The following is a 26,559-nucleotide window of genomic DNA, read 5'->3' as shown; positions in this document are numbered from 1 at the left end:
GGCTCAGGAGAGCAGGCGCTTCAGAATGTCGTTGATGAGCTGGGGATTGGCCTGGCCGCGCGTGGCGCGCATCACCTGGCCCACGAAAAACTTGAAGACGCCCTCGTTGCCGGCTTTGTATTTCGCCACGTTCTCGGGGTTTTTCTCGATCACTTCGCGGGCGGCCTGTTCGATAGCCCCGGTGTCGATGGTCTGCGCCAGGCCCTCGCTGGCGACGATCTCTTTCGCGGAGCGGCCCGATTCGAACATCGTTCCGAACACCTTCTTGCCCACCGCGGCGGTGATCTGCCCGGATTCGATGAGCTGGATGAGCTCGGCCAGGGCGGCGGGCGCGAGCGGGCTGGCTTCGATCTCCTTGCCGGAATCGTTGAGGCGCCGCAGCAGCTCGGTCTGCATCCAGTTGGCGGCGCTCTTGCCGGGGGCCCCGGCGCACGCGGCCTCTTCGAAATAGGCGGCGCGGGCGCGGGTTTCCGTGAGCACGCCGGCGTCGTAGGGCGTCACGCCGTACTGCGCGATGAAGCGCGCGCGCTTGGCGTCCGGCAGCTCGGGCATGGCCGCGTGGATGGCTTCGCGCCACTCCGCGCTGACGTGCAGGGGGAGCAGGTCGGGCTCCGGGAAGTAGCGGTAGTCGTGGGCCTTTTCCTTGGAGCGCATGGAGATGGTGCGGCCCTCGGCCTGGTTCCACAGGCGGGTCTCCTGCACGATCGTTCCGCCGCCTTCGATCACCGCGATGTGCCGCTCGATCTCGTGCTCCAGGGCCTTCTGCAGGTAGCGGAAGGAGTTCAGATTTTTCACTTCGACCTTGGTGCCGAACCGCTCGGCGCCGCGCCGGCGCACGCTGACGTTGGCGTCGCAGCGCAGCGAACCCTCCTCCATGTTGCAGTCGCTGGTATCGGTGTAGAGCATGAGCTGCTTGAGAGTGACGAGATAGGCGTAGGCCTCGGCCGGCGTGCGGATGTCCGGCTCGGAAACGATTTCGGCGAGCGGCGTGCCGCCGCGGTTGTAGTCCACGTAGGTCTTGTCGGCAGCGCCGAAGCCTTCGTGCAGTGCCTTGGCGGCGTCATCTTCCAGGTGAAGGCGCGTGATGCCGATGCGTTTGCGCACGCCCTCGTGTTCGATCTCCAGCCAGCCGCCGGTGGCCAGGGGCATCTCGTACATGGAGATCTGGTAGCCCTTGGGCAGGTCGGGATAGAAATAGTTTTTGCGGGCGAAGCGCGAATGCTCGTGCACGGTGCAGTGCAGCGCGAGCGAGGCGCGCACGGCCATCTCCAGGGCCCGCTTGTTCATCACCGGGAGCGTGCCGGGCAGGCCGAGGCAGACGGGGCAGACGTTGGTGTTGGGCGGAGCGCCAAAGCGCGTCGAGCAGCCGCAGAAGATCTTGGTGCGCGTGAGCAGCTGGACGTGTACTTCCAGCCCGATGACGGGCTCGTATTTCGCCAGAATCTCCGGCGCAAGGGGTGCCGATTCGGAAGCCGTTTTCGCCATGACCGAGCGCTGATTATAGCATCAGGCGGCGCACATCCCAGGCTTCCCCGCGGTCAGGCGGCGCTCCGCACGGGCGACGGCCGCAAGGCCGGCAGCAGGCGCTCGGCCAGCGCGAAACCCCCAAAGAGCAGCGCGGAATAGAGCAGGTCGCCGGCCAGGGTGTTCCAGAAGAACGGAATCGCGGCGATGTAGCAAGCGGCCAGGCCCGCGCCGGACCGGGGATAGAGGCCGCCCGCCGCCCACACGGCAAAATTGGTGACCACAAAGAACTGCGACGCGCCGAGGAACACTGCGCCGGCGACGCGCGCCGCCGTGCGCCGTTCGCGCAGCCGGAAGCCGATGGCCACGCTCACGAGAAAGCTCGCATACACCACCGGCATCAGCTTGTGAAAACCAAGGAACAGATCGCCGGCAAAAAGCGCCGCAAGCGGCAAAAAAAACGCGGCGCGCCGGTCCCGCAGCATGGCCCCGCCGAAGAGCGCCATCGCGCCGACCGGAGCCAGGTTCCAGGGATGCGGCAGGACGCGCAGAACCGCCGCGAGGGCGATCATCCCGAGCACGACGGCCAGGCGGAGTACGGTGCTGGTGCCTCTTGTTTCTTCGCTGTTCATTGTCTCTCTCCTTTTTCTTCCGGCAGCAGATCACAGAAATAGAACGACTCCCGCTCGACGACCTGGCCCGTGTGGAAGCCGAGAGGCGCGCGGAAATTGGGTCCAGCGAACACAAAGGTGTGGAACTCCCCGTTTTCGCCGCAGGGATCCACGCGCGGCGGCAGATCGCGGAAAAAAGCGGCGTCGAGCGCGCGGCCGGCGAAGCTGCGGTCCAATACCTTGCCGTCCACGCACACGGCCACGGCGCGGAAGCCCTGTTCCAGAAATTCGCGCGCCAGGCGGCGCGTATCACGCTTCCAGAGGGGGAAAACCGCCTGCATCTCCATGCGCGCGAGGTTGCGCTGGCGGTAGGCGCGCAGTTCCTCGAGAAAAATGTCGCCGAACGCGACGCGCCGCACGCCCTGCTCGTAGTACCCGTGCAGGGCCTCCTGCATGCGCGCTTCGTACACGGGATTGGCGCACTGCGGCGGGATGCGCACTTCGTGCAGTGGCAACCCGAGCGCAGCCGCCTGCCGCGCGAGCAGCTCCCGCCGCACGCCGTGCATGCTGATGCGTTCGTAGCCTTCGGTCACGGTAGTCAACAGCCCCGCCACGCGCACGGCGGCGTCCTGCTGGAGGGCGTGCAGCGCCATGGCGCTGTCCTTGCCGCCGCTCCAGCAGAACAGGACGGGCTCGGGCAATCCCGTCACCGCGTGCGTCACTCCCTGCCGCCGAAGCGGTAGTTCATGCCCAGGCGGAAGTCGCGGCCGAGCGCCGGGTAGCCGAGCGCGTCCTGATACTGCTTCCCGAACAGATTGGCGACCCGGCCCGTGAGCTTGAGGCCGCGTCCGAGATCGTAGCTGCTGGCCAGATCGAAGCGCGCGTAACCCGGATTGCGCGTCAGCCCCAGGCCGAGGAAGTCGCTATCCGTGCGCGCGCCGCTGAAATAGCCGGCGAAATTCCAGTTCATGCGGCGGAAGGCGGCGTTCAGGATCAGCGAGCCGGAGTGCGGCGGCCGGCGGATCAGACGGTTTCCGGGAAGCTGCGCGGGGTCGTAGGCGTTGGGCGAAGCCAGCACCAGGCTGTCGTCGTAGGAGTAGTTTCCGGCGATGCTGAGCCAGGAGAAGGGCTTGGCTTCCACGGCGATGTTGGTGCCGCGGGCCCGCGCCAGGTCGGTGTTGAAAAACGTGCCGAAGCCGAAGCCGCAACCGTTGGGGGGCGCCACGGGACACGGTCCGCCCGGGTAGCAGAAGGTGAAGCTGACGATGTCGTAGAAGCGATTCTGGAAATATTCCGCGGAGACCTTCAAGCGGTCGGAAGCCAGCTTCTGCTCGAGGCCCGCGCTCCACGTGCGGCTGCGTTCGGGACGCAGCGCGGCGTTGCCCGGATAACAGGGATCGCTGCCGAAGGACTGGTCGAGACGCGGCTCCTTGACCCCCTGGCCGTAGAAGAAGCGCACGCGGGTGTCGCCGAAGAAGCCCTGGCCGTAGCGCAGGGCGAGCGAAACGCCGGCGCGCGGCACGACCCGAGTGCCGAAATTGGCGTTGGCCTCAGCGCGCAGCCCGGCGGAGAGCGTCAGGCGGGAAAGCGGCGTCCAGCGCGCATCGAGGAAGCCGCCCTGATTGTTGCGGCGGACGTGGGCCCCGGAGAGCGCGCTGAGAAAGGCGTTCTCGACCTCGTATTGATAACCGGCGGTCACGCCGAGCTTCGGCAGCGTGTAACTGGACTGTGCGGCGAAACCCGCGCGGTTGTACTGATTGCGCGCGGTGAAGGTGTAGTCGCAGAACGCGGAGACCACCGCCGTGGGCGAAGCCTGCGGGCAGTAGGGATCGCCGGGGTTGTAGAAATCCTGCCCCGGGTTGTCGATGAATTCGCGGTTGTAGGATTCGGCGGCGCGGAGTTCGTGGCGCCAGTGCCTGCCGCTGGAGAGATTCCAGTGCAAGCCGGCGCTGAAGAAATGCAGGGCGCTGTGCTGATCCAGGTTGGGCGGCTCGAGGAGCGTCTGCCCCGGAATGCCGGCGTCGCTGGTGTTGTTGCGCAGGGTGAGACGCAGCTGGTTGGTTTCGCGGAAGCTCCAGCCGAAGTTGCCGGAGAGTGTGCGGTTGCGGAATGCATCGTTTACACCCTGGCCGTCCGTCTGAAAATAGGCAGCCGCCGTGGAGTAATCGAATTTGCCCAGGAGCCCGCTGAGCTGCGCGCCGCCGCGGCCGGTGGCCAAGCCGCCGCCTTCGCCGAACAGGGCCACCTCCGGAACACGCGTCGTGCCCCGGTGCGTGAACACCTGGATCACGCCGGCGACGGCGTCCGTGCCATAAAGCGCGCTCTCCGCGCCCCGCACCACTTCCACCTTGTCCACGTTGTCCAGCGTGAAGTTGGAAAAATCCACGGCGTTGCCGGGCTCGTTTACCGGTGTGCCGTCCACGAGCACCTTGGTGTAGCTGGAATTGCCGCCGCCGGTGAAGACCGACGTTTGTCCGCCCTCCGCTCCGGAGCGGCCGATGCTCAGGGCCGGGAGAAACTGCAGGAGATCGGTGAGCGCGACGCTGCCGCGCTGCGCAATCTCCTGGCGCGTGAAGAAATCCGCGGGAGCCGGGGAAGCCGCAGCCTCCACGGGCTCGGCCTGCGCGGTAACCAGGACCTGCGAGGAGAGCCGCGCGAGTTCGAAACGCAGAGCGAGGGTGCGGCTCTCTCCCGCGGCCAGTTCCAGCATCTGTTCGCGGGGCGTGAATGGCTCCTTCTCAAAACGCACGCGATAGCGGCCCGGCGGCAGCCGCAGGGAAAACTCTCCCGCCGCGGCGGATGTCGCGGAAAAAGTATCGGAACGGGAAGCGCCCTCGCTGACGGCGGTGATGCGCACGCCGGCAATGCCCGCGCCGCTGGGATCGGTCAACACTCCGGAAAGCTGAGCCGGATTGGACGCCGGAAGAATCTGCGGAACCACCAACAGGGAAACCAGCAGGACCAAATGGAAATACGTTTTCTTCATTTTTGTCTCCTCCGCTCCCTCTCGCGCGGGAGGTGAAGGCTGGCCGGCGCTTCCGGTAAGGGAGGCGCGGGCTGCGGACCTCGCAGGTTTCCTGGCTTGGCGGCACTGCTTTCCCGATTGGCCCGGGAACGCGCGGCCTTCCCACGGCATCCCGCTCCGAGCGGGAGATGCCGCAGTGACCAACGCAAACTCGAATCCGCCTTACAGTCGCGCGGCGGCGACGGCTTCTCTTGCGAGTGCAACCGCACAGCGGTTGCCCGTCTTCCCTTGCGCGAGGTCCACGGTGGATCTGGCTGGGCGAAAACCACGCGCCCGGTTGGGGTGGCCGAAAAAGCCGCGGCGCATGCGCGCGGCGGCTGCGAAAAAACTTTTCCTACCTTCCCGAGAGCACGCTGACGCGCGGCCGGCCGGAAGGGCCCAGCTCCACGCTCAGCGGCGTCTGGAAAACCTGTTCGAGCAGCTCGCGCTGCAGCACGTTCGCCGGCGGGCCGACGCGCAGCGTTCGGCCGCGCTGCAGCAGCACGATCTGGTCGGCGTACTCCCCGGCCAAATTCAGCTCGTGGGTGACCACCACCACGGTGTAGCCGTGTAGCGCCGCCAGACGGCGCAGGGCGTCGAGCAGGTCCACTTGCGCGCCGATATCCAGGTGCAGCGTGGGCTCATCCAGCAGCAGCAGCACCGGCTGCTGCGCCAGCGCGCGCGCCAGGATCACGCGCTGCTTCTCCCCGCCCGAGATCTGGTCCATCCAGCGGTCGCTGAGATGTTCCGCGCCGACCTGGGCCAGCGCGCCGCGGGCGATAGCCAGATCCTCCTCGCTTTCAAATCGCAGCCCGCGGCCATGGGCGTGGCGGCCCTGCAGGACATACTCCCAGACGCGTGCGGGAAAGAGCAGGGTGCTTTCCTGCTGCACCACGGCGATGAGCCGGGCGCGGGTGCGCGGCTCGAGGCTGTGCACGGCCACGCCGTTGAGCAGCACGCGGCCGGAAAGCGGGGCCAGCGCGCCGGAGACCAGCTTCAGCAGCGTGGATTTGCCGCTGGCGTTGGGCCCCAGAATGGCCACCACTTCGCCGGGACGCGCCTGGAAGCTGGTGGCTTCCAGGGTGAAGAGGGGCGCCTGCGAAGCATTGGGCAAATAGGCGTAGCTGGCCTGCTCGACGCTGAGGCGAATTTCCGTGGCGTTGCGCGCCGTGTCGCCGGGCATGCGCGCCACCGTAGACGAGACCGCGTTCATGCCAGCCTCCGCCGCAGGAGATAGATGAAGAGCGGCGCGCCGGCCATCGCGGTCATGGCCCCGACGGGCAGCTCCGTGGGAGCCACCACGGTGCGCGCCAAGGTGTCCGCGAGAACCACGGCGATGGCCCCGCCCAGCGCGGCGGTGGGCAGGAGTACGCGATGGTCCGAACCGAACAGCAGGCGCATGGCGTGGGGCACCAGCAGGCCCACGTAGCCGATCGCGCCGCTGACGGAAACGGCCAGCCCGGTGAGCACCGAGGCGGCGATGTACACGATCAGGCGCACGCGGCGGATGTCCACGCCGAGGTACATCGCCTCCTGCTCCCCGGAGAGCAGCAGGTTGAGGTCCCCGGCGACGGTATAGATGGCTCCGGAGGCCGCGAAAAAGCCCAGCCCCACGCACCAGCGCAGGCTCGCCAGCAGCGGCGTGGAAAGATCGCCCATCAGCCAGAAGGCCATGCCGCGCAGGTCGCGCCCGGTCAGCGTGGTCATCAGGAACATGATCACCGCGGAAAGAAAGGAAGCGGAGATGATCCCGGCGAGCAGCAGCGTGCCGCTGTCGAGCTGGCCCTCGCGGCGCCCGAGGAAATAGACGGCGGCGATGGTGGCCAGCGCGCCGAGAAACGCGCCGAGCGGGGTGAACAACGCGGCCACGGCGGGCGGCAGGTTCAGATGGGGCGTGGCGATCAGCGCGAGGATGGCGCCGAGCGCGGCGCCGCTGGATACGCCGAGAACGTAGGGATCGGCCAGAGGATTGCGCAGCAGGGCCTGGAAGCTGGTGCCCGCCACGGAGAGGCACGCGCCCACGAAAATCCCCAGGATGATGCGGGGCATGCGGATATCGAAGACGATGAGGCGGTACTCGCTGGAGAGCTCGCTGCTCTTGCCGAGGGCCACGCGAATGAGGTCCATGCCCAGGCCGTAGAGCGAGACGGGCACGGCGCCGAGCTTCAGCGCCACGATCACCACCAGAAAGAGCACGGCCGCGAGAATGGCGCAGCGCGCGAGCAGGCGTCGCAGGGTCAGCGGCCGCATGTGCAACCTCCCCGCAGAGAAATGGCGGCGGCTTGCCGCGCGGCCGGCGGCGGCAAGGCGGCCCGGCGCGGAGAAGGTTTTTCCGCCGGCGCGGCGTTCTCCGTCCTGCCCTTTTCGGAAAAGGCTTCCGGATGAATCTGCCGGGCAAGGTCCTCGATCGCGGAGATCAGCCGCGGCGCGGGACGGTTGACGGCATCGCTGATGACCGCGATGTGGCGCTGGCGCACCGCTTCCAGGTCCCGCCAGCCTGGCCGCTCCGCCAGCGCCTGGAAATTCCGCGCCACGCTCTCGGAATGCGACGCCGCGAAGACCAGAAACTCCGGACGCCAGCGCACGGCTTCCTCGAGATTGACCTGCGGCCAGTCCTGCGCGGCTTCCACGACGGAAACGGCGCCGGCGTGGCGCAGGGCGTCGGCGATAAATGTATTCTGGCCGATGGAGATGAGCGGCTCGGCCCACACGACAAAGAGGACGCGGCGCGGGGCGCGCCCGGCGAGGCGCGCCTGGAGATCCGCCAGGCGGTGCTGCAGATCTTCGGTAAGCGCACGGCCCGCCTCGGGAATACCCAGGACTTCGGCGAGGCGCGCGGTCGAAGCCAGCACGTCGGTCACGGTGTGCGGATCGGTGGCATAGGCGGGGATATTCATGCGCTCCAGGGCCAGCACGGTGTCGAAGCGATTCAGGCCCTTGGTGACCAGCACCAGGTCCGGGCGCAGGGCGACGATCTGCTCGATGCTGGGATTGATGGCGCCGCCGACCTTGGGCTTGTTCTGCGCCGCGGCGGGATAGTCGCAGAAATCGGTGTCCCCCACGAGGCGGTCCTGCGCGCCGAGGGCATATACGGTTTCCGTCAGGCTGGGCGCCAGGGAGACGATGCGCTGCACCACCTGCGGCACGCGCACGTGGCGCCCCGCTTCATCGGTCACTTCGTGGAAGGCCGGAGCGGCAGGGGGCAGGCCGGAGTTCTGCGCCAGCGCCGGCGCCGCCGCCAGAAACAGCAGGGCCAGCAACGCCGGAGAGCCCGCGCGCGCCATGCGCTTTGCGTTACGAACGGACAAATCGTCTCCCTGACTCGATGCAAAATCCGGAGCCCAGCCTTCCGGAGAAAAAAAATCCCCACGAGATGCCGTGGGGGAATCAGCGCCGCGCACTTTCTCGCGAAGTAGGCTGGCGATGGGGCTGGGGAGGGTAGCCTGGCTTACGGCCGTTTCCGGCCGATCACAGTGGCGGGACCGCGGCCGAATCGCACGGCCTTCCCCGCTTCCCGGGCCTGCAAATTAGAAGCGTAGTGTAAGCCGCGCGCGGGGCCGTGTCAACGCAGCCCGCCGCGCGAAAATATTTCGCGGCCGGACCTCAGCGGTTCTTCCACTGCGGCTTGCGCTTTTCCACCAGCGCGCGCACGCCTTCCTGGGAGTCCTCCAGGCGGTAGAGCTCGTTCAGGAAGATATTCTTGGACTGCTTCAGACCCTCCTGCAGGGAAAGGCCCATGCCGCCGAGGATGGCGCGCTTGGCCATGGCCAGCACGGGGCCGGAGTGCGCGGAGATTTTCGCCGCCAGCTCCTTCACCGTTTGCTCCAGCTTCTCTTCGGGCACCAGGCGGTTGACCAGGCCCAGCTCCAGGGCGCGCTCCCCGGTAATCGGCTCGCCGGTCAGCACGATCTCCAGCGCGACCTTGGGCCCCACCAGGAACGGGAGAATCGTGGAGGCCAGCGGAGGAAAGATGCCGATGCTGATCTCCGGCTGGGCAAAGCGGGCCTTGGGCGTGGCTATCACCAGATCGCCGAAGGCCGCCAGTTCCGCGCCGCCGCCGATGGCCGGGCCATTGACCACGCAGAGCACGGGCTTGCCGACTTCAAACATGGCGGTAAACGCGGTGTGGAAGGCGTCAATCATCTGATAGACGCGCTGCGAGGTGTATTCGCCGAGATCGATGCCCCCGCAGAAGACCTTGCGCGCGGAATCCAGGACGATGAGCTTGAGCTCCGGCTGCTGCCCGACCCAGTCGAGGCCGTCGGCGATCTCCCGCAGCATGGCCTCGTTGAGGAGATTGTGTTCGGGGCGGTCCAGGGTCAGGCGGGCCACGCCGTTTGCCGCGCTCAGCTTCACGAACTGGAACTCTTCGGGACGCCGCCGCTCGGCGCGGGTGACGAACTCTTCGGGATTGACCGGTTCCACCATGAAATTCCTCTCCTCTTGCGCTAACAGGTTTCCAGCGCCAGGGCCGCGCCCAAGCCGCCGGAAACGCACAGCGTGGCCAGCCCGCGGCGGCCGGGTTTGCGCGCGGCGGTGCCGCGCAGTTCGTGCACCAGCGTGGTGACGATGCGCACGCCGGTGCAGCCGATGGGATGGCCGAGAGCGATGGCCCCGCCGTTGGGATTCATCCGCGCGCGGTCGAAGTGCAGCTCGCGGTCGCAGGCCAGCACCTGGGCGGCGAATGCTTCGTTCAACTCCACGGCGTCGTAGTCCGCGAGCTTCCAGCCGGTGCGCTGCACGAGCTTCTCGACCGCGGGCACCGGGCCCACGCCCATAATGCGCGGATCCACCGCGGCTACCGTGGCGTCCACGATGCGCGCCAGCGGAACAAGCTTCAGCTCGCGCAGCTTCGCTTCGCTCACCAGCACCACCGCGGCGGCGCCGTCGGTGATCCCGCTGGCGTTCCCGGCGGTGATGCTGCCGTCCTTGGCGAAGACCGGCGCCAGCTTGCGCAGGCTTTCCGGGGAAGTGTCCGGCCGCACGTGCTCGTCCTGTTCGCAGCGCGTCTCTCGCCCCTTGGCGTCGCTGCGCACCACGGGAATGAGCTCGGCGCCGAAGCGCCCCTCGGCCATGGCCCGCGCGGCGCGCTGCTGGCTTTCCAGAGCGTAGGCATCCTGCTCCTCGCGGCTGATCTGGTAGTGGCGCGTCAGGACTTCGGCGGTTTCGCCCATGATCATTTTCGAAATCTGGCAGAAGAGGCCGTCGCGGTACATGGAGTCCACCAGCGGCTGGTGCCCGAGCTTGAAGCCCCAGCGCGCCTCCGCCAGATACGGCACGCGGCTCATCGATTCCGCCCCGGCGGCCACCACGATTTCCGCCTCGCCGAGCAGAATCTGCTGCCAGCCGAGCAGGATGGCGCGCAGGCCCGAGGCGCAGGCCATGTTCACGGTAAAGGCCGGCACGTCGTCGCCCAGCCCGGCACGCCAGGCGATCTGCCGGGCGAGGTTCGGCCCCACGCCGGCGGGGCGGGCGTTGCCGACGATGACTTCATCCACGCGGTAGCGCGTGGTGCGCGTGGCCGCGGCGGCGTCCCGGGAGAAGCGGGGAATCGTGCTCCAGTCCGGCTTTTCGATGGGCATGCGCTCCGCCGGCAATTCCCCGAAGGCGCGCTCCAGAGCGGCGCGCACCGTGAGTACGCCGAGGTCCGCAGCGGGAACATCGGCCAGCGCGCCGCCAAACTTTCCGATGGGCGTGCGCACCGCACTGACAAGATAGACGGGATTCATGGCCTGCGCTCTCTCCCCCGATGCTAACACAGCCCCGCAAGCCGCCGCGGCCCGCCGGCCCGCGGCGGTGTGCAATCGGTCGGCGGGGGTGGAGGCAGGAAACCGGCCGCGCGGCGCTCCCCTGTTGTATTCTCCCCCCAGCACCGCAACCGAGGACCGGAGCGGCTTAAAGCATGACGACGGACATGGCAGTCGCCACAGCTCTGCAAAACATTCCGCACCACGGCGCCTTCCCCGCCGCCGCGGAGTGGCAGAGCGCCGCCCCGGTGAGCTTCTGCGCGGACTGGCAGGGGAAGAACGCGGACCCCGCGCGGGAGACGCAGGTGCGGCTGTTGTGGTCACGCCAAACCCTGTACCTGCAGTTTCGCGCGCGCTACCGGGAGATCACCGTCTTCTCCGACGCCCAGCCCGGTGGCCGCCGCGACCTGCTCTGGGATCGTGACGTCGTCGAAGCTTTTCTCCAGCCCGACCCCGCCGCGCCGCTGCGCTACCGGGAGTTCGAGGTCAGCCCCAACGGCTTGTGGATCGATCTGGACATCAATCTGGATCCGGCCGCGGAGCGCAAACGCGATCTGCACAGCGGCCTGGCGCGGCGCGTGCAGCGCGACGACGCGTGCCACCTGTGGACCGCGGAGCTGGCCATCCCCATGGCGGCGCTCACCGCGCGCTTCGATCCCCAGGGCACGTGGCGCGCCAATTTCTACCGCGTCGAGGGGCCGCGGGAACCGCGCTTCTACTCTGCCTGGCGACCAACCGGCACGCCGCAGCCCAACTTTCATGTGCCGGAATCGTTCGGCACGCTGCGCTTCGCCTGAAGCACGGGAATGAACCGCGCGATGACTTCAGTTGCCGCGCGGGCATGGCTGGTTCAATAAAACCAGATGAGTGCCAATTCGGCACGGAAGTCATCCCAAAAAAACAATTGCCGTGCAGAGACCTCTTCCGCTTTTTTAAGACTCTGCTAATCTGCAGATTCGACAGCTCGTTAGTGCCTGATACCCGGCCATGTAGATGCCGCGATTGGCGTCTGTATTGCAAGGAAATTGGGCGGTATGACGCACCATCCGTTCCGTAGGAAACCTCGCAAACTTTTCCTTGCACGGAAGCCGGCCGCGACGCTGCGCCGTGCGCTGCTCTGTCTGCTGGCCGCTGCGTGGCTCTGCCCGGGGTTCGCCCGCGGACAGCAGCAGGCGCCGGACTGGCAGGCGGAGGTGCGCCGCGCCGCCGCGGCGCAGGATTGGACAGCGGCGCTGCGCATCGTGGAGCAGGTGATGGCCCGCGCGCCCCAGGACATGGATGTGCGAGCCTGGCACGCGCGCGTACTGGCCGGGGCCGGGCGGCTGCCGGAAGCCGAGCGCGAGTACCGCGAGATTCTCGCCGTCAACTCCCACGATCCGGACAACTGGCTCGGACTGGGGAGCGTGCTGCTGCGGCAGGGACGCGCGCAGGAGGCGCTGCACGCTTTCGACCGCGCGGTAGCGCTGGATCCCCAACGCGCGGATTTGCATGCGGCGCGCGGGCGCGCCTGGCGCGCAGCCGGAAACCCCCGCTCCGCAAAACGCGAATTTCGGAAGGCGCTGGAGCTCGAACCCGGGAACGGAGAGGCTCATGCTGGGCTGCTCTCCGTGCGCAGCGAGCCCCGGCACGAACTGCATGTGGGCATGAACACCGACCTGCTCAGCTATGCCGGTGCCCTGCACGATGAAGGCACGAGCCTGACCTCGCGCTGGACGCCGAACTGGAGCACCAATGTGGGAGGCAATTTCTTCCAGCGCGCGGGCGTGAACGCCGGAAAATTCGTGGCCAGCGCGACCGCCAGCCGGGCCCACTGGGGCGCGCTGACGCTGGGCGGCGCCGCGGCCCACGACAACGGCATCATTCCGAAACGCGAAGCGTTCTTCGACTATGACCGCGGCTGGAATCTGGGAAAGCACGGAGTGCTGCGCGGCATCGAAGTCACCTATGGGCAGCACTGGTACTGGTTCACCACCGCGCGCATCCTGACGCTCAACAGTGCGGCGATTCTCTATCTGCCGCGCGAGTGGACCTGGACCCTGGGGATCACCGCGGCGCGCAGCCATTTCTCGGGCACCGGCGTGGAATGGCGCCCCTCCGGCGTGGCCAAACTGGGCTTTCCGCTGCGCACGCGAGGCGACCGGCGGCTCGCGGGAAATCTCTTTTTTGCCGTGGGCACGGAAAATTTCGCGAAGGTGGACCAGATCGGAAGTTTTTCCTCGCAGACCTACGGCGGAGGGCTGCGCTTCCAGTTCACCGCCCGCCAGTATCTTTCCGGCTTCGCGGCCTATCAGCGGCGCACGCAGGACCGTCAGCAAACGAGTTTTGGATTTGAATATGGCATCCGCTTTTGAATCCTTCCAAAGGCTGGGGCCGGCGGCATTCGTGCTGGAGGCCATCCTCGCGGCCATCATCCTCGACGGGCTGCTGTTGGGTTTCATTCTCCTGCGCCGCGGCTATCGCCGGCGGTTTTTCGCGCGGCGCGATGCGCGGGTCTTCGAAATCCGCCAGCAATGGGCCGCGATCGTCTCCGGCACGATCCCCTACGCCACGTGGCGCAACAAGCCCTTCGACCGCCGCATCATCCAGGGCATCGCCCTGGACGCCTTCGAAGCGGCGGAGTCCGCGGAATCGGCGCAGCTGCTGAAATTCTTGCGCAGCAGCGGGCTGATCGACCGCCTGATTTTTGACGCCCAGCAGCTGCACGGCTGGCGCCGCCGCCGCGCTCTGGTGGCGCTGGGGCGCACGCGCGCTCCCGAAGGGATTCTCACCCTGGCGGATGGCCTGCGCGACCGGCACCTGGAAACCCGCCTGGCGGCGCTGCGCGGCCTGAGCCGCACCGCTTCTCCGGAAGCCGCCCAGGAGATTCTGCGCTGGGTGGCCGAGGGGGGACTGACCGTGCCACCGCTGCCCCTGCAGGACGCGCTGGTGCAGTGCTGCGCGGAAAATCCCCAAGTGCTGCTGCCCCACCTGCGGCGGGCGCAGGGCACGGTGCGCGAGGTCCTTGGGCGGGTCCTCGGCGAAGTGGCCACGCCGGCCCTGGGCACGGAACTCCTGGAGTTCGCCAAGGATGAACTGAGCGAACTGCGCGCGGCCACGGCGCGGGCCCTGGCGCACGCGCCGCCGGCCCTGGCGCTGGAGGTTCTGGGGGCGCTGGCGCAGGACCCGGTCTGGTTTGTGCGCCTGCGCGCTTTTGTAAGTCTCGCCAAGCTCGGCCATCCGGGCGCCGTCCCGTTGCTGTTGCGCGGGCTGAGCGACCCCAACCGGCTGGTGCGTTTGCGGGCCGCGGAAGGGCTGGTCAACCCGGAAATCGAGATGGTGCCCGTCTTCGCGCAGGTTGCCGCGTCCGAAGATCAGTACGGCTTGCACGCCTACTGCACGGCCCTGGAAAACGCCGGCTTGCGCGCCAGGCTCGAAGCCGAACTGGCCGCGTCGCCGCACGTCAGCGAACCGCTGCGCAAGCGCTTGTTCGATTTTCTCCGCGGCGGGAAGCTGCCCGCCGAGCCCCTGCGCAAAACGCCGCCGCCGGGAACGGGACTGCAGCCGTGATCCGCTTTCTGGACCTCGCCAACCACGGCTTTTTCTACTACTACCTGGCGTGCAACCTGACCTACCTGCTGCTGTTGATCGTGGCCCTGAAGACCAGCGTCGCGCACCAGCGCCGCTTGGAAAGCCTGCGCCTCTCCTGGCTCAAGGAAACGCCCCTGGTGCCCCCCATCACCGTTTTGGTGCCCGCGCATAACGAGGAAAAATCGATCCGCATCGCCGTGCACAACCTGCTGAGCCTGGATTATCCGGAGCTGGAAGTCATCGCCGTCAATGACGGCTCGCAGGACCGCACGCTGCAGGAGCTGCAGGAGGAATTCCAGCTGCGGCCGGTCAACGTGGTCTACGTGCCGCATGTACAGTGCGCGCGGGTGCGCGGGCTCTACCGCAGCGGCACGCAACCCCGGCTGCTGGTGGTGGACAAGGAGCCGGCCGGAAACAAGGCCGATGCGGTCAACGCCGGGTTGAACGCGGCTAGCTCGCCCTACGTCTGCGTGGTGGACGCCGATTCGGTGCTGGAACGCGACGCCCTGCTGCGCATCATGGTGCCCATTCTCACGGACCCCAAGCGCGTGGTCTCCGTCGGCGGCATCGTGCGCGTGCTGAACGGCTCGGAGATCCGCAGCGGCAACATCCTCCGCGTGCGCCTGCCGAAAAAAGCCATCGAGGTGATCCAGGTCATCGAATACCTGCGCGCCTTCCTGATCGGAAGAGAAGGATGGGCCAACGGGAACATGCTGATGATTATCTCCGGAGCCTTCGGGGTCTTCCGCACGGACCTGGTGCGCGCCGTGGGCGGCTACCGGGCGCGGGCCATCGGCGAGGATTTCGACCTGGTAACGCGGCTGCATCGCTACCTGCTCGAGCAGAAGGCCGGCTACCGCATCCAGTTCGTGCCCGACCCGGTGTGCTGGACGGAAGTGCCTTCGGACCTGCGCTCGCTGGGGCGCCAGCGGGCGCGCTGGCAGAAGGGCCTGCTGGACGTCCTGTGGCCCAACCGCGACATGCTCTTTCGCCCGCGTTACGGGCGCATCGGAGCGCTCGCCCTTCCCTATCTCTGGCTGTTCGAGCTCTTCGCGCCGGTGATCGAGCTGGCCGGCATCAGCACCATCATCCTGGCCGCCTGCTTCGGGGCGCTCAGCCGTCATTTCTTTTTCCAGTTCCTGCTTTTCGGCTACGCCTTTGCCACGGCCATCTCCATCGGCGCCGTGCTGCAGGAAGAGATCACCTACAAGCGCTACAACGACTGGCAGGACATGGTGCGCCTGGTGAGCTACTGCTTCCTGGAACATTTCCCCTACCGCCAGCTGCACATGCTCTGGCGGCTGCAGGGCCTGTGGCAGTACCTCCGCGGGGACCTGGTCTGGCGGGCCATGCGCCGCAAGGGACTGCAGTCGGCGAATACCAATTAGGCGCGCCTGGCACACGGGGCGGAAAAGAGTTGAGCCCGCCCGCTCCGCTTGAGGTAAAATCTCCTGCAGCTGGGCATGGCCGTGGTGCTGTGCGGCGATGCCGCCCTTCTCTGATTCCGCTCGGGAGTAGTTCGTTTCCGCGAGAGGTGGCCCATGCGCACAGCCGTTCTTCTTCTCCTGCTCCTCGTTCCCGCCGGAGCGCTCGCCCAGCAAACGTCTTCCCCGCACAGCGCGGAGTATTGCGGCGATTGCCACCGCGCCATTTACGACGGCTGGAAGCAGTCCGCGCATGCCGCGGCCATGGAGAGCCGCCTGTTTCAGGACGCGCTGAAGATGGCCGACAGCGAGTTCGGGAGCGAGGCGCGCAAGGTTTGCCTGCGCTGCCATTCCCCGGTGGCCGGGATGGTGGATGACTTTGCGCTGATCCGCAAAGTGAGCTGGGAAGGAATCACCTGCGACTACTGCCACTCCCTCCGCGAGGTCACGCTCTCCGCCGCCAATCCCAAAGCCCGCGTGGAGTTTTCGAACGTGAAGAGCGGCCCGGAGAAGGATGCGGTCTCGCCCGCGCACGGCACGGCCTTTTCCGAAGTGCATACTTCCTCGCTGGCCTGCGTTTCCTGCCATGAATACAAGAATGCCCAGGGCTTTCCCGTGCTGACCACCTATTCGGAATGGAATGAGAGCCCCTACGCCAGGGAAAAAATCGAGTGTCAGAACTGCCACATGTACAACGTGCGGGGAGACGTGGTCGATCCGCGCGTGCAGCGCGCCACGAGTGAGGGGATCAACCTGCACCAGATGCCCGGCAGCCACAGCGTGGACCAGCTCAACAAGGCCATTCGCGCGCAGCTCTCCGCGGAGCGCCAGGGCAACCGCATCCAGGTCACCGTGAAAGTGACCAACGCCGGCGCCGGGCACTTCGTGCCTACCGGCTCTCCCCTGCGCCAGCTCATCCTGGACGTGCGCCTGGAGCCCTTCGGCGACGGGCCGCCCCAGCACGATCAACGCATCTACACGCGGACCATCGCCGATGCCAGAGGCGCCGTCGTGCAGCGCGAGCACGTGGCCTTTCTCAAAGCCGCCAGGGTCCTGAAGGACACGCGCCTCGCTCCCAAGGAGACGCGCACGGAGACCTTCCTCTTCCTGGTGCCCCCGGGCAAACAGGCGCGCCTGGAAGCCAATTTCTCCTACTACTATTCGCCGATGGCCAGCAGCGAGGCCCAGCAAAAGATCAAGTTCCTGACGCTGTCGCGGCTCATCCGCTAGGGCGCAGTCCCCCCGGCACTCGCATCCAAAAACAACGAGGCGGCAACGGTCACCCGTTGCCGCCTCTCTCCGTTTCGGAGGAGACTTCCGGCGGGATTGCCGCCCGCAACTCATCCCGGAAACGGCCTGACCTATTGCAGATTGCTCGGCCAGGGATTCACTCCCCGGGGGCCGGTCACCCACACGCTCAGACCATAGTCCGAAAGGCTGTAGTCCACAGAACCAACGCCAAAAACCGCGGACGAAGCCTCATGGCAATGCTGCATCTGCCAGCTCACGCGAATGTTGTCTCCGACCCATTCCGCGTTCCAGGTGCCCTGAATCTGGTAGTTGTCCCCACACGTGTTCGGCAACACCGAATACTTCAGCTGCATGTTGTCGGTGGTGAATCCCGGCTTCATTTTGCTGAAGTCGAAGAGGTCCTGCCCGCCGTTAAAGACATAGGTAGCGGCACGGCTGACTTCCGCGGACATGCCGGCAAACTGCTGACTGCCGCTTGTGGGCGAGAGGTACTTGCTGTTGTCTTGGGGGCCGAAATTGACCGGGTGGCCGCCGGTATCGGTCACTTGCGCGAGAGCCACGGTGCTCATGGGAATTCTCGTCAGCAGCGTGGATTCGCGCAGCGCATAGAACTTGAAACCGGACTTCTGCACTTGCGGCGCACCGGAAGGCGCCAGGACCAAAGTCACATTGTCCTGATCCAGTTCCCCGCTGACCTGCGAATCCACCTTAGCGACGATCTGCGTATCGCTCCAGAATTCGATTTGCAGCCCTACCTGTCCCGCGGCAAAGGCCCCATACAGATGCGCCTGGCCCTGCGTGTCGCCGAACAGGCAGCCTTTGATCGTGTACAGGTTGTACTGCGGGTCGGGCGTAAATACCGCCCCCGTCGTGTGCCCGTTCACCGTGCCGATGCTCGGGTGCTGGCAAACGGCCATGGTGGCAACTCCCAGTCCGGCGGAAGCGGGCGGGGCCGGCTGGGGGGGTGATGGCGGAACCGCCGTACTCGTTGGCATCCGCATTACAGCCGTTGCCGCGCTCCTCGAACCGACGGAAGTCGGGGCCCCGCGCGGCGTTCCTGCGGGCGGGGTCGTGCCGGGATTGGATGGCGGGGTAGCCCCAGGCGTTCCTGCCGGCGGCGCTCCCGTTGCCGGATCTGTGGGAACCGGATTACTCATCGTATGCGTGGGAGAGAGCCCAGGACCTTTGACGCCAGCCACTTTGGGGGCCATTCGTGCCCCGCGCGGGGACGCCAGAATCGCACTTCGTTCGGTGTCAGCGACCTGCTTCTGATTGCGAAGCACGGCAATGAGGCTGGAATTCATAGCCTTGCTCCCGCCGCGCGGGTTCGTCATCTTCGGGCTGGTCCTGGCCTGTCCCGCCGCGGCTTTCTTGGCAATGTACTCGCGGAGTTGCTGCGGCGTCAGTTTCATCTGTTGCCCGCTCGCTGTGGCCGAGTTCGGCTTCGACCCCTTCAGCACTTGGGGAACAGGGCCCGCCCACCCCGAAGAAACGCTCAGCAGCAACACGAAACTGGCGCCGGCGGCAATCCAACTCGTGACGCACTTATCCTCGCGTTCCATACGTGGTGGTCCTCCAGTGAGTAGAGTTGTCTGGTGAATGCGAAAGACCTTAACACTGCAAGTTGCACTGGTCAACCTGCCCCGGATGCCCGCAGCCACCGCGGGGACCGGCGCAGCACGGCCCTGCTCGCGCGGAGAGAACGCTGTTGCACAGTCAGAGCCGGCTCCGGAAAATCCCATTGGCAACCGGACGACCGGCAAGGATAATTCTGGAGGTTTTTCCTCACTCCACCGTTAACAGATGGGTGCCTGCCGGATGAGGCAGGCTGTGAATTTACGGGGCTGCTGGCCCCGTTACATAGAAACGAGGCTTTCTTCATGACGCGCAGACCACTCCGCATCCCTTCGCTTCCCATCGGGCTCGCTCTGTTCGTCTTGTTTCTGGCGGCGCCGCAGCTTTCTGCGCAGACCATCACCTCGCTCAATCCGCCCAGCGTAGCGGCCGGCGGGCCAGCCTTCACCTTGACGGTCAACGGCGCCAATTTCGCGGCGAATGCCCTCGTGCAGGTCAACGGCGTCAGCCGCGCCACGGTCTTCCTTTCCGCAAACCAGCTCCAAACCACGATTCTGGCTTCCGATATCGCCACGCCCGGGGCGCTGGCCATCACCGTCTTTCTCCCGGCCGGTCCCGTTTCCAATACCGTCAATCTGCTCGTCACCGCTCTCCCGCCGCCCGCGCTGACCAGTGTGGCGCCGGGCATATCGGCACAGGGCGCCGCGGGGCTGCGTCTTACCCTGATCGGCAGCAACTTCCGTGCCGGGGCCACGGTGGTCATCTCGCCGCCACTCCCCAGCCTGCTGCAGTCCAACGCCGCCACGCAGGCGGGCGACATCTCCATCGACAGCGTCAGCGTGCTCAACAGCAACATCATCGTCGCCGTCGTCAGCGTGAGCCCGGGGGCCCTGCTGGGCCTGCGCGCCGTGGACGTGCGCAACCTCGACGGCACCTCGACGATAGCCACCCCGGGTTTTAACGTTGGAACGACCCAGCCCCTGCAGGTGGTTGCCGGCAACTCCCTGGGCGCGCCGCTTTCCATCACCACTCTTTCGATCCTGCACCCCCGCAACGGCACGCTGGTCATGCAGGGCGACGACCTCTTCGGCGAAGCCACCCTCGCCGGCACGGGCAGCGGCAGCGTGGTCGGCGCCTGGCTGTGGGACGGCAACATCACCGAACAGTTCGCGGCGGTCTTCGCCGGCGGGCAGAGCGTGACCATCCGCAGCCGGCATCCCTTCCCGACTTCGTTCCTCGGCTCGCACACCGTCGAGCTGCGCATCCTGCAGCCCAACCAGCTGCTCTCCAGGCCCGTCACCGTGGTCGTCAATCCCGGCACCTGGCAGCTGCAGCGCCTGCTCTCTCCGCCCTACGGCGCGGGGATAAAGATGAATCTGCTGCCGCGGCTGCGCTGGACGCCCGTGCCGGGCGCGGCCAAGTACCAGGTCGGCTTTTCCGCGCGGCCCTATCTCTCGACGATCACGGAATGGCACGACGCCACCGATAACGAATGGGTCGTACCCCAGAACGTCTGGGAGCATCTGCCGCAGGGCGACCTCTACTGGTCGGTGCGCACCGTGGAGATGTCCGGCGAGACGCGCAAGCCGGTGCCCATGCGCCTGCTGCGGCGCTTCCCGGAAAACGCCCTGGCGGCCACCGCGGAACGTCCGCGCCTGACCTCGGCCGGCAATCCCCTTCTCGAATGGGAAGGCTTGCAGGGCCATTACGTCTACCGCATCACCATCAGCAGCGACCCCCAGGGCAGCAAACCGCTGCGCCGCTACCTTACCGCCGATCCCCGCGTGGACCTGCGCGCGCTGTCCGGCAAGTGGGATCCCGCGAAAACCTATTACTGGCGCGTGGATGCGGTCACCCCGGAGGGCCGCACGATTCTGACCGGACCCACGCACATGTTCGAACCGCCCGCGCCGCCCGCTTCGCGCTCCAGCCGCGCGGAGCAGCCGGGGGTTCCGGGTTTCGTGCTGGCCGCCTACCGGACGGGCGGCCCGGAGCGCGATTTTTCGCGGCCCGCGGAGCCGCTGCCCGCCGACCTCGGCCCGCAGATCGTCAACCGCACGCCGGCCGCGGACAGCACTCTGAGCGATCCGAAAGGCCTGCTGAAGATCGAGTTCAAAACCGCAGTGAATGCCTTTGACCTGGCGCTGATGGTGGACGACACGGACGTGACCTCCATGGCCCAGGTCTCCGAAGCCACGGTTTCCTACACCCCGGCCATCCCCCTCAGCGACGGCGAGCACAAGGTGAATGTCACCCTCGGCCCGGACACCGCCAGCTGGAAATTCACGGTGAAAGCCGGCGCCCAGGTCGCCGCCGAAAACATGGGCACTTCCACCGGGGGTACGCCCGTGCAGTCCGGCACCGACGCCGAAGCGCCTCCCGCGCAGACCCCCGCCGAAATCAAAGCCGCGGCCACCGCTGCACAGCAGGGCGAAGCGCAGCAGGGTCCCACCATGGAGATGCAATCGCAGCTCAGCGCCAACACCAACTGGGTCTCCGGCTCCGCCGCGGACATGAATGCCCTGACCTTCGGCCAGCAGCTGATCTTCCGGGAAAACGGCTGGACCGTGCAGATGAACGGCAGCGGCCTGCTCAACAGCACGCTCGCTCCGGATGCGATGCGCACCAGCCTCGGGCGCGTGGGTGACTACGTGATGCAAACCGGGCTGCAGCGCGGCAACTGGGGATTCAACCTGCGCTTCGGCATCGTCGCACCGGCCCTGTATCTCAACTCGCAGTTCATCACCACCGCGGTGCCCCGCCAGGGCGTGGAAACGCAGCTGAAGACACCGGGAGGCACGTTCGGCTTCTACGCCAACACCAATGACCTCGCCCCGGGCGGAGGCTCCGGCCTGGCCTTCCACCAGCAGATTCTCGGCGCCAGCTGGGATCTGCCCCTGCCTAAGCAGCGCGTGGAACTGCGCCTGATGTGGCTGGGCAGCCAGGAAAGCGGAGAGTCCTCCATGAGTTCGGCGCTGACCGCCGGCGGCGGCGATCTCTACGGCGCGCTCCTGCAGGTGCACCTCTCGCAGAGCTGGCTGTGGAATTCGGAATACGCCTGGGGCTACAACACCCTGGACCTCGCGGGCTCCCCGCAGCACACTTTCGGACGCGCTTGGCGCTCCGGCATCGCCGGCTCGCTCGGCCGGGCCATGCTCAACTTCGGATATTTCGACGTCGGCGAGAATTTCTCCTCGCCGGCCAATCCCATGCTGAGCGCCATGAGCAATCCGGGGCGCCGCGGCATCACCTCCACGGCGGCGCTGCCTACCGCCGCGGGCACCTTCTCCCTGAGCTACTCCTTTCTGGAAAGCAACGTGGGCTCCGCGTCCTCTCCGGCCATCCGCATGAACGGCCTGATGGAGAGCTGGTCACGCGCCTTGGGGCCGAAAACCACGCTGACCCTGGCCGCGCACGAAACCCTGACGACGACCGGAAATGTTCCCGCGGCGGTGCTGCTCCTGCCGCCGGACCAGCAGGCGGCGCTGGAAGCGGATCAACGCGACCTGGGCAGCAACTTGACCGTGGCCCGCCAGGTGGGCCGCTGGACGCTGAGCCTGGGCGGGGCGCGCGACTGGTTCCGCAACAACCTGATGACCGGCGCCGATACCATCACCTCTTCCGTGCTCATGGGCGCCAGCCTGAACGCCGCCAGCTTCTTCCAGCTCAACACCAACTTCAGCGTCAACTGGATCTCCGCGGAAAAGAGCACCATCGGCGGTACGCGCACGCTCAGCGGTTACTTGCAGCCGGTCTTCCTCTGGCAGAAAACGCACCTGCAGGTGCAGCCCGTCATTTCCTACAACCAGACGCGCACCGAGCTGCTCACCGGCATCCTCACCAACAACCTGACCACCACGCAGTACGGCGGGCGCATCTCCTGGACCATGCCGGGCGACCTGAAATTCAGCACCCTCTCCTTCCAGGGCAACACCACCCAGAGCAAGGACGTCATCAGCAACACCAACATCAGGGATGAAGTGCTGGCCCTGGTCTGGACCGTCGTCTGGGGCCACCACCGCATGATGTAATCTCGCGCCACGCTGCGGAAATTTTTGTCGCCAGGAAAACGTGCGGCGTGCGGCTTTCTCGAAAGCCGGAAGCTTCCCAAACGAATCGCCCTTTTAAACCAAGAATGCTATTTCTTGGTTACTCTGCCTTCGCAACATCCTTGCATTCTCCCGCAGCCCAAGGCTGGAATTGCTTCCTTCCAAAACAGTTCACTGCCGGACGAGTTCGCCGCGGTGATTGCCTGCCCGGCCTTCTAGCGTGTCAGGGGATGTCCCATCACATGGGACACCGAAGCCCGCGGGAGTGAGCGGCAAGAGAGCCAACCGCTCTACCGTCCAGGCTTGGTTCTCACTTCTTGTCGGTGCACACCGCGCCGATCCACTTCCCGGTGAAGTTTGTGCTGACGTTCATGGACTTATCGCCGCCCGCTGCAGTGACGTGGCTCGACCCTTTGATGTTCTCGGAATTGAGGGCCTCAATCTGTATGGTGATGTCACTTTTTACGCCGTCACCCTCGCACACTTCTCGTATCTCCATCTTGCTTCCGGTCGACTTCAGCACGGTCCGGGTGCACGATTTCTTTTCGTCACTGAACGGGTCCTTGTTCAATTGTTCCTTTGTCACGCAGTTATTGCGGGTCCTGGTCTTTGGCGCTCCAGAGGCCATCTTATTCATCGCCGCCTCGTACCTGGCTCTCTGTTCCGGACTCATCCGGGCCAGGACATCCGCGGGTATCGGGGGACGCCCGCTGACCGCGGTGGTCATGGTTACTTGCCAGAGGCCCGTCTTGATGTTGAGCGGTTGGACCTTATCACCCGCCATGGCCACAAGAACCCACGAGAAAAACACGCCCAGAACGACTAGCTTTCGCATCCATTCCTCCTTGAAATTGCCGATTTATTGCACGCCGATTCGTTTTACCGCGTCTCTGCTTCAGCTCGGCTCGGAAGAAAACAGACCAAGCCGAAGGTCGCTCCGCCGCCTCGTTCTTTTGCTGCATCGCCGCGGAAAGTCTCCATCGCTGCTAATTTGCCGGCGCCATTTCCACGCGCCGATTGAGCGCCCTCCCGTTGGCGCTCGCATTGTCGGCGACCGGCCGGCTCGCTCCAAAACCCTTCGGCGCTAGCCGGTTTGCCTCCACTCCATGCGCGCCCAGCCATGCGACAACCGAACCTGCCCGGGCCTCGGAAAGCTTCCGGTTGTCGTCGCTGCCGCCCTGATTATCGGTGTGTCCCGCGATGATCCAGCGCGATCCGGGGCGGCCATTGATCAGTCCGAGGATGGAGGCCAGCGCGGGCGCGCTGTCGGGCCTCAGCTTTGCCGAGCCCGTGTCGAAATGTATCCCATAAATAGTGGCCGAGCCGGTCTGCGCAATGGCGCGCTCCAGCGCAGCCGTGCCTTCCTCATGCCGGTGCAATTGAAATTCGGCCTTGCCGGTCTGTCCGGCCACGAGGTCAACCGTCACGGAGTCCGCATCGTAGCCTGGAGCGCTTGCGCTCGCAACCACCAGGCCTGCGGGCAGTTCCTTTAGAGCACCTTTCCCATGCCGGTCGGTCGCTGTAGAAACGAGCGCCGCGGTCACGGTAGCCCCCGCGATCGGGGAGTGTTTGTCAGCGTCCACAACAGAGGCCGCCAGCGAGACTTCGTACTTGAATTTGTGCGGGTTCACCAGAATGCGCACGAAATCGATCGCATACCCATCCGGGATGTGCGTGGTCGGATCGTCGATCAGCAGCTTGACCGTGCCCGATTGCAAGAGGGGCCAGTATTCGGGCAGCAGCCGGAGGCTCACCAGCTTGCCGATGGGCCCCGTCTGATCGAGCGCGTTGATGGCCTCCTCAAACGAAGGGATCCGCGTGCCGTTCAGCGTCACCTGAAAATGCGAATGCCAGACAGGCGCCTGAAAATCATCCACGAAAATCTGGAACAGGACCGCGTCAATCTTCGCGGGCAGAGCCCCCACGTCGAGCGTGATCGGCCTGGGCATGGAATCCTGCCGCGCCTGGGAGGGAGGCGCGTTGGGCGCCGGGGTCGCCGGCCTGAGGATAGTGCTGTAGCCGTCGTGCGGCTTGACGCCGTAATCCATTTGCGTCACGGCCGAACCGATCATCAGGCGGTCGGTTCCGTCGGGCGATCCCGGCGGCGGCGTCCAAGGAAAAGGATGCGGCGGTGTGGACTCGCCGGAAAATGGATCGAATCCCTGCGGCCAGCCAAATCCGAGATTGTTGATGTCGCCCGTGCGCACCACCAGATCGGCCTCCGGCCCTCCTTCCGTCCGTTCCGTTTCTGGCCCCGAGACCGGAACGAATTTCGAGGGCGCGTTTGTGCTGACGGGCGGAAGGGCTGCGGGGGGATTGGCCGGAGCGCCCTTCTGTGGCGCTGGCGCTGTGCTCGCAGCTCCCTGGCTCTTCCAGCTCTTTTCGGATCCTTCGGACTTCTTCTTGGCCCGGTATGACCTGTACATACGGCTCCCCATTCCTAGCAATGCCAGGCAGAGGAGGAAAGCGATCACCACGACGAGTTTCGTCTGAGCGCTGCCGGAATTCGATCCAAGCCGTGGCGCGCGAGCGCCGGGCGCGGCGCTGCTGCGTTGCGTGCCGTACAGCGGGCAAGATCTCCGCTCCTTTCCGAAAGGCGCTCCACATTTTGAACACGTTGTGTCCATGTCCCTCGCTCCGAACCATCAAGCTAGCCGGCCTGGCCCTGGTTCTCGCGGCTCAAACCGCAGCCCGCGTGGCCTGTTGAAATTACCTGTGACGCTGCTTTCCAAATTCCTATTGTGCATTTTCTCCCGCTGAAACTTGGAACGACCACACCGAGCCAAACATCATTCCGTCTCCTTGGTACCGCGCCACATCTCCGCCGGAGAATTTCTTGGATTTCGATGTCGGGCGTACCACCACCCCGTATTCCCCGGGTGCCAGTGGCGAGGCGGGAGAGATCTGATATTGGCCGTCTCCGATTTTCTGGGATTGAATCTTGACCCGCTCCTCGAGAAATCCGGAATAGATCTCCCAGTCAGCGGAGAAACTGGAGGTTGCATCCTCTTTCCCTTGCGTTGCGCCGACAAGCCGGAACGCATTCTGCGCGGGAGTGAGTTTGACGATGGCGGGCTCGAAGTCCTCCGCATTTACGCCCGGCAAGCCCGCGAAGCTCACCGCGAATTCCGGTGTGTCCTCCTGCAAGACGTTGGAAGAGGCAGGATTGGCGATCGCCCAGACGTAGGTTATTTTTGGCTTGCGCTGAGCCAGTACGCCGGAAAAGACGCCCCCCGCCTGTCCCAGCGCGGAACCCGCGGTTCTCGAACCAATATGGCTGGCCGCTTCCGCCGTGGCGGAGTTCATCGTGGCCTGAAAGCCTTGCAGCAGCGCGCTGTCCGCAGCCAGCTTGGCCATGGAGGTTGGCTTGGTCTTGGTTTGCGCCAATTGCGCCTTCTCCACGGTCAATTTCTGCCAGGCCCCATTTTGCAATATAGCCGCCACGGGGATCTTCGACTTCGTCTGGGGCGGCGGAGGCGCTTGTGCGCGGGCTGTTGCTGCGGCGCCGGAAGGAGGGGCCGCAGCCTCAGCGGGAGCTTTGCTTTCACCAGCCGCCATCATCGCATCCATGGTCTTTTGGCTGACGCCTGCCTTGTGCAAGCTGATCAGTCCGTTGGGCGACAAATCAAATCGTGACGCGCTGGATCGAATGGAGGAGATGATCACCGATTCCGGCAGGCCGTTCTTCACCATCTTGATCACATCGGCGTTGCTCAGCGGCTTGGGAGATCCCTGGCCGATCATCACTGGACAAAGCGCCGCGCCGAGCACCAGGATCAAAAGCGCCGGCAATTTCGTCTTTCTAATTCCTGTCACGCTGCACCTCCTCGTCTGCGTCGTCCACATTTCATTGCTCTTGCCCGCTGG

Annotated in this window: 19 protein-coding genes and 2 riboswitches; of the genes, 6 read left to right on the top strand and 13 right to left on the bottom strand. The window is 65.9% G+C overall.

The genetic code is table 11. The features are described 5' to 3' along the window. Window positions 1–3: 3 nt before the first annotated feature. From gatB to LAN61_01955, 9 genes are all read right to left on the bottom strand, one after another. Window positions 4–1,485, bottom strand: coding sequence for an Asp-tRNA(Asn)/Glu-tRNA(Gln) amidotransferase subunit GatB (gene gatB, locus LAN61_01995; GenBank protein ID MBZ5539269.1), 1,482 nt, complete (start codon window positions 1,483–1,485; stop codon window positions 4–6). Window positions 1,486–1,538: 53 nt separating this feature from the next. Continuing rightward, entirely contained in the window at window positions 1,539–2,096 is a 558-nt protein-coding gene (locus LAN61_01990; GenBank protein ID MBZ5539268.1) for a hypothetical protein, read from the bottom strand. Continuing rightward, window positions 2,093–2,728, bottom strand: coding sequence for an adenine nucleotide alpha hydrolase (locus LAN61_01985; protein MBZ5539267.1), 636 nt, complete (start codon window positions 2,726–2,728; stop codon window positions 2,093–2,095). The genes LAN61_01990 and LAN61_01985 overlap by 4 nt, the downstream gene beginning before the upstream one ends. Window positions 2,729–2,793: 65 nt before the next feature. Then, window positions 2,794–5,061: a TonB-dependent receptor gene (locus LAN61_01980; GenBank protein ID MBZ5539266.1), complete on the bottom strand. Its 2,268-nt coding sequence runs from the start codon at window positions 5,059–5,061 to the stop codon at window positions 2,794–2,796. Window positions 5,062–5,145: 84 nt separating this feature from the next. Next, window positions 5,146–5,330: riboswitch (cobalamin riboswitch) on the bottom strand. 104 nt (window positions 5,331–5,434) lie between these two features. After that, entirely contained in the window at window positions 5,435–6,292 is an 858-nt protein-coding gene (locus LAN61_01975; GenBank protein ID MBZ5539265.1) for an ABC transporter ATP-binding protein, read from the bottom strand. Beyond that, a complete protein-coding gene (locus LAN61_01970; GenBank protein ID MBZ5539264.1) occupies window positions 6,289–7,329 on the bottom strand; it encodes an iron ABC transporter permease in 1,041 nt (346 codons plus the stop codon). The genes LAN61_01975 and LAN61_01970 overlap by 4 nt, the downstream gene beginning before the upstream one ends. Beyond that, a complete protein-coding gene (locus tag LAN61_01965) occupies window positions 7,317–8,387 on the bottom strand; it encodes a cobalamin-binding protein (protein ID MBZ5539263.1) in 1,071 nt (356 codons plus the stop codon). The genes LAN61_01970 and LAN61_01965 overlap by 13 nt, the downstream gene beginning before the upstream one ends. A 107-nt stretch (window positions 8,388–8,494) precedes the next feature. Next, window positions 8,495–8,619: riboswitch (cobalamin riboswitch) on the bottom strand. A gap of 63 nt (window positions 8,620–8,682) precedes the next feature. Beyond that, complete coding sequence (locus LAN61_01960; GenBank protein MBZ5539262.1) at window positions 8,683–9,507, bottom strand: enoyl-CoA hydratase/isomerase family protein; 825 nt, start codon at window positions 9,505–9,507, stop codon at window positions 8,683–8,685. 20 nt (window positions 9,508–9,527) lie between these two features. After that, on the bottom strand, window positions 9,528–10,808 hold the full coding sequence (locus tag LAN61_01955; GenBank protein ID MBZ5539261.1) for a thiolase family protein: 1,281 nt from the start codon (window positions 10,806–10,808) through the stop codon (window positions 9,528–9,530). 173 nt (window positions 10,809–10,981) lie between these two features. On the opposite strand from LAN61_01955, the gene LAN61_01950 reads away from it, so the two are divergent. From LAN61_01950 to LAN61_01930, 5 genes are all read left to right on the top strand, one after another. Further along, window positions 10,982–11,623, top strand: a complete 642-nt coding sequence (locus LAN61_01950; protein MBZ5539260.1) for a carbohydrate-binding family 9-like protein — start codon at window positions 10,982–10,984, stop codon at window positions 11,621–11,623. A gap of 237 nt (window positions 11,624–11,860) precedes the next feature. After that, window positions 11,861–13,177 carry a tetratricopeptide repeat protein gene (locus LAN61_01945; protein ID MBZ5539259.1) on the top strand — a complete coding sequence of 439 codons (1,317 nt, stop codon included), beginning with the start codon at window positions 11,861–11,863 and terminating at the stop codon, window positions 13,175–13,177. Continuing rightward, window positions 13,161–14,372: a HEAT repeat domain-containing protein gene (locus tag LAN61_01940; GenBank protein MBZ5539258.1), complete on the top strand. Its 1,212-nt coding sequence runs from the start codon at window positions 13,161–13,163 to the stop codon at window positions 14,370–14,372. The genes LAN61_01945 and LAN61_01940 overlap by 17 nt, the downstream gene beginning before the upstream one ends. Continuing rightward, entirely contained in the window at window positions 14,369–15,781 is a 1,413-nt protein-coding gene (locus tag LAN61_01935) for a glycosyltransferase family 2 protein (protein MBZ5539257.1), read from the top strand. Before LAN61_01940 ends, LAN61_01935 begins: the two co-directional genes overlap by 4 nt. Window positions 15,782–15,934: 153 nt before the next feature. Further along, the gene (locus LAN61_01930; protein ID MBZ5539256.1) at window positions 15,935–17,047 is read left to right on the top strand and encodes a cytochrome c family protein; all 1,113 of its coding nucleotides are present in this window, start codon (window positions 15,935–15,937) and stop codon (window positions 17,045–17,047) included. Between the two features lie 131 nt (window positions 17,048–17,178). Here the strand turns inward: LAN61_01930 and LAN61_01925 are convergent, their stop codons facing one another. Then, entirely contained in the window at window positions 17,179–17,985 is an 807-nt protein-coding gene (locus tag LAN61_01925) for a hypothetical protein (GenBank protein ID MBZ5539255.1), read from the bottom strand. Window positions 17,986–18,948: 963 nt separating this feature from the next. Between LAN61_01925 and LAN61_01920 the strand changes: the two genes are divergently transcribed. Next, window positions 18,949–22,674 (top strand): hypothetical protein, encoded by a 3,726-nt coding sequence (locus tag LAN61_01920; protein MBZ5539254.1) that lies wholly within the window; start codon window positions 18,949–18,951, stop codon window positions 22,672–22,674. Between the two features lie 328 nt (window positions 22,675–23,002). Here the strand turns inward: LAN61_01920 and LAN61_01915 are convergent, their stop codons facing one another. The 3 genes from LAN61_01915 to LAN61_01905 form a co-directional block, all read right to left on the bottom strand. Beyond that, window positions 23,003–23,527, bottom strand: a complete 525-nt coding sequence (locus LAN61_01915) for a DUF3617 domain-containing protein (protein MBZ5539253.1) — start codon at window positions 23,525–23,527, stop codon at window positions 23,003–23,005. Between the two features lie 151 nt (window positions 23,528–23,678). After that, on the bottom strand, window positions 23,679–24,902 hold the full coding sequence (locus LAN61_01910) for an OmpA family protein (GenBank protein MBZ5539252.1): 1,224 nt from the start codon (window positions 24,900–24,902) through the stop codon (window positions 23,679–23,681). A gap of 526 nt (window positions 24,903–25,428) precedes the next feature. Next, on the bottom strand, window positions 25,429–26,538 hold the full coding sequence (locus LAN61_01905; GenBank protein ID MBZ5539251.1) for a hypothetical protein: 1,110 nt from the start codon (window positions 26,536–26,538) through the stop codon (window positions 25,429–25,431). Between the last annotated feature and the right edge of the window lie 21 nt (window positions 26,539–26,559).

The organism is Terriglobia bacterium, from assembly GCA_020072785.1.
In the GTDB taxonomy this organism is placed as follows: domain Bacteria; phylum Acidobacteriota; class Terriglobia; order Acidiferrales; family UBA7541; genus Acidiferrum.
This window is presented reverse-complemented; position numbering and strand designations above follow the sequence as displayed.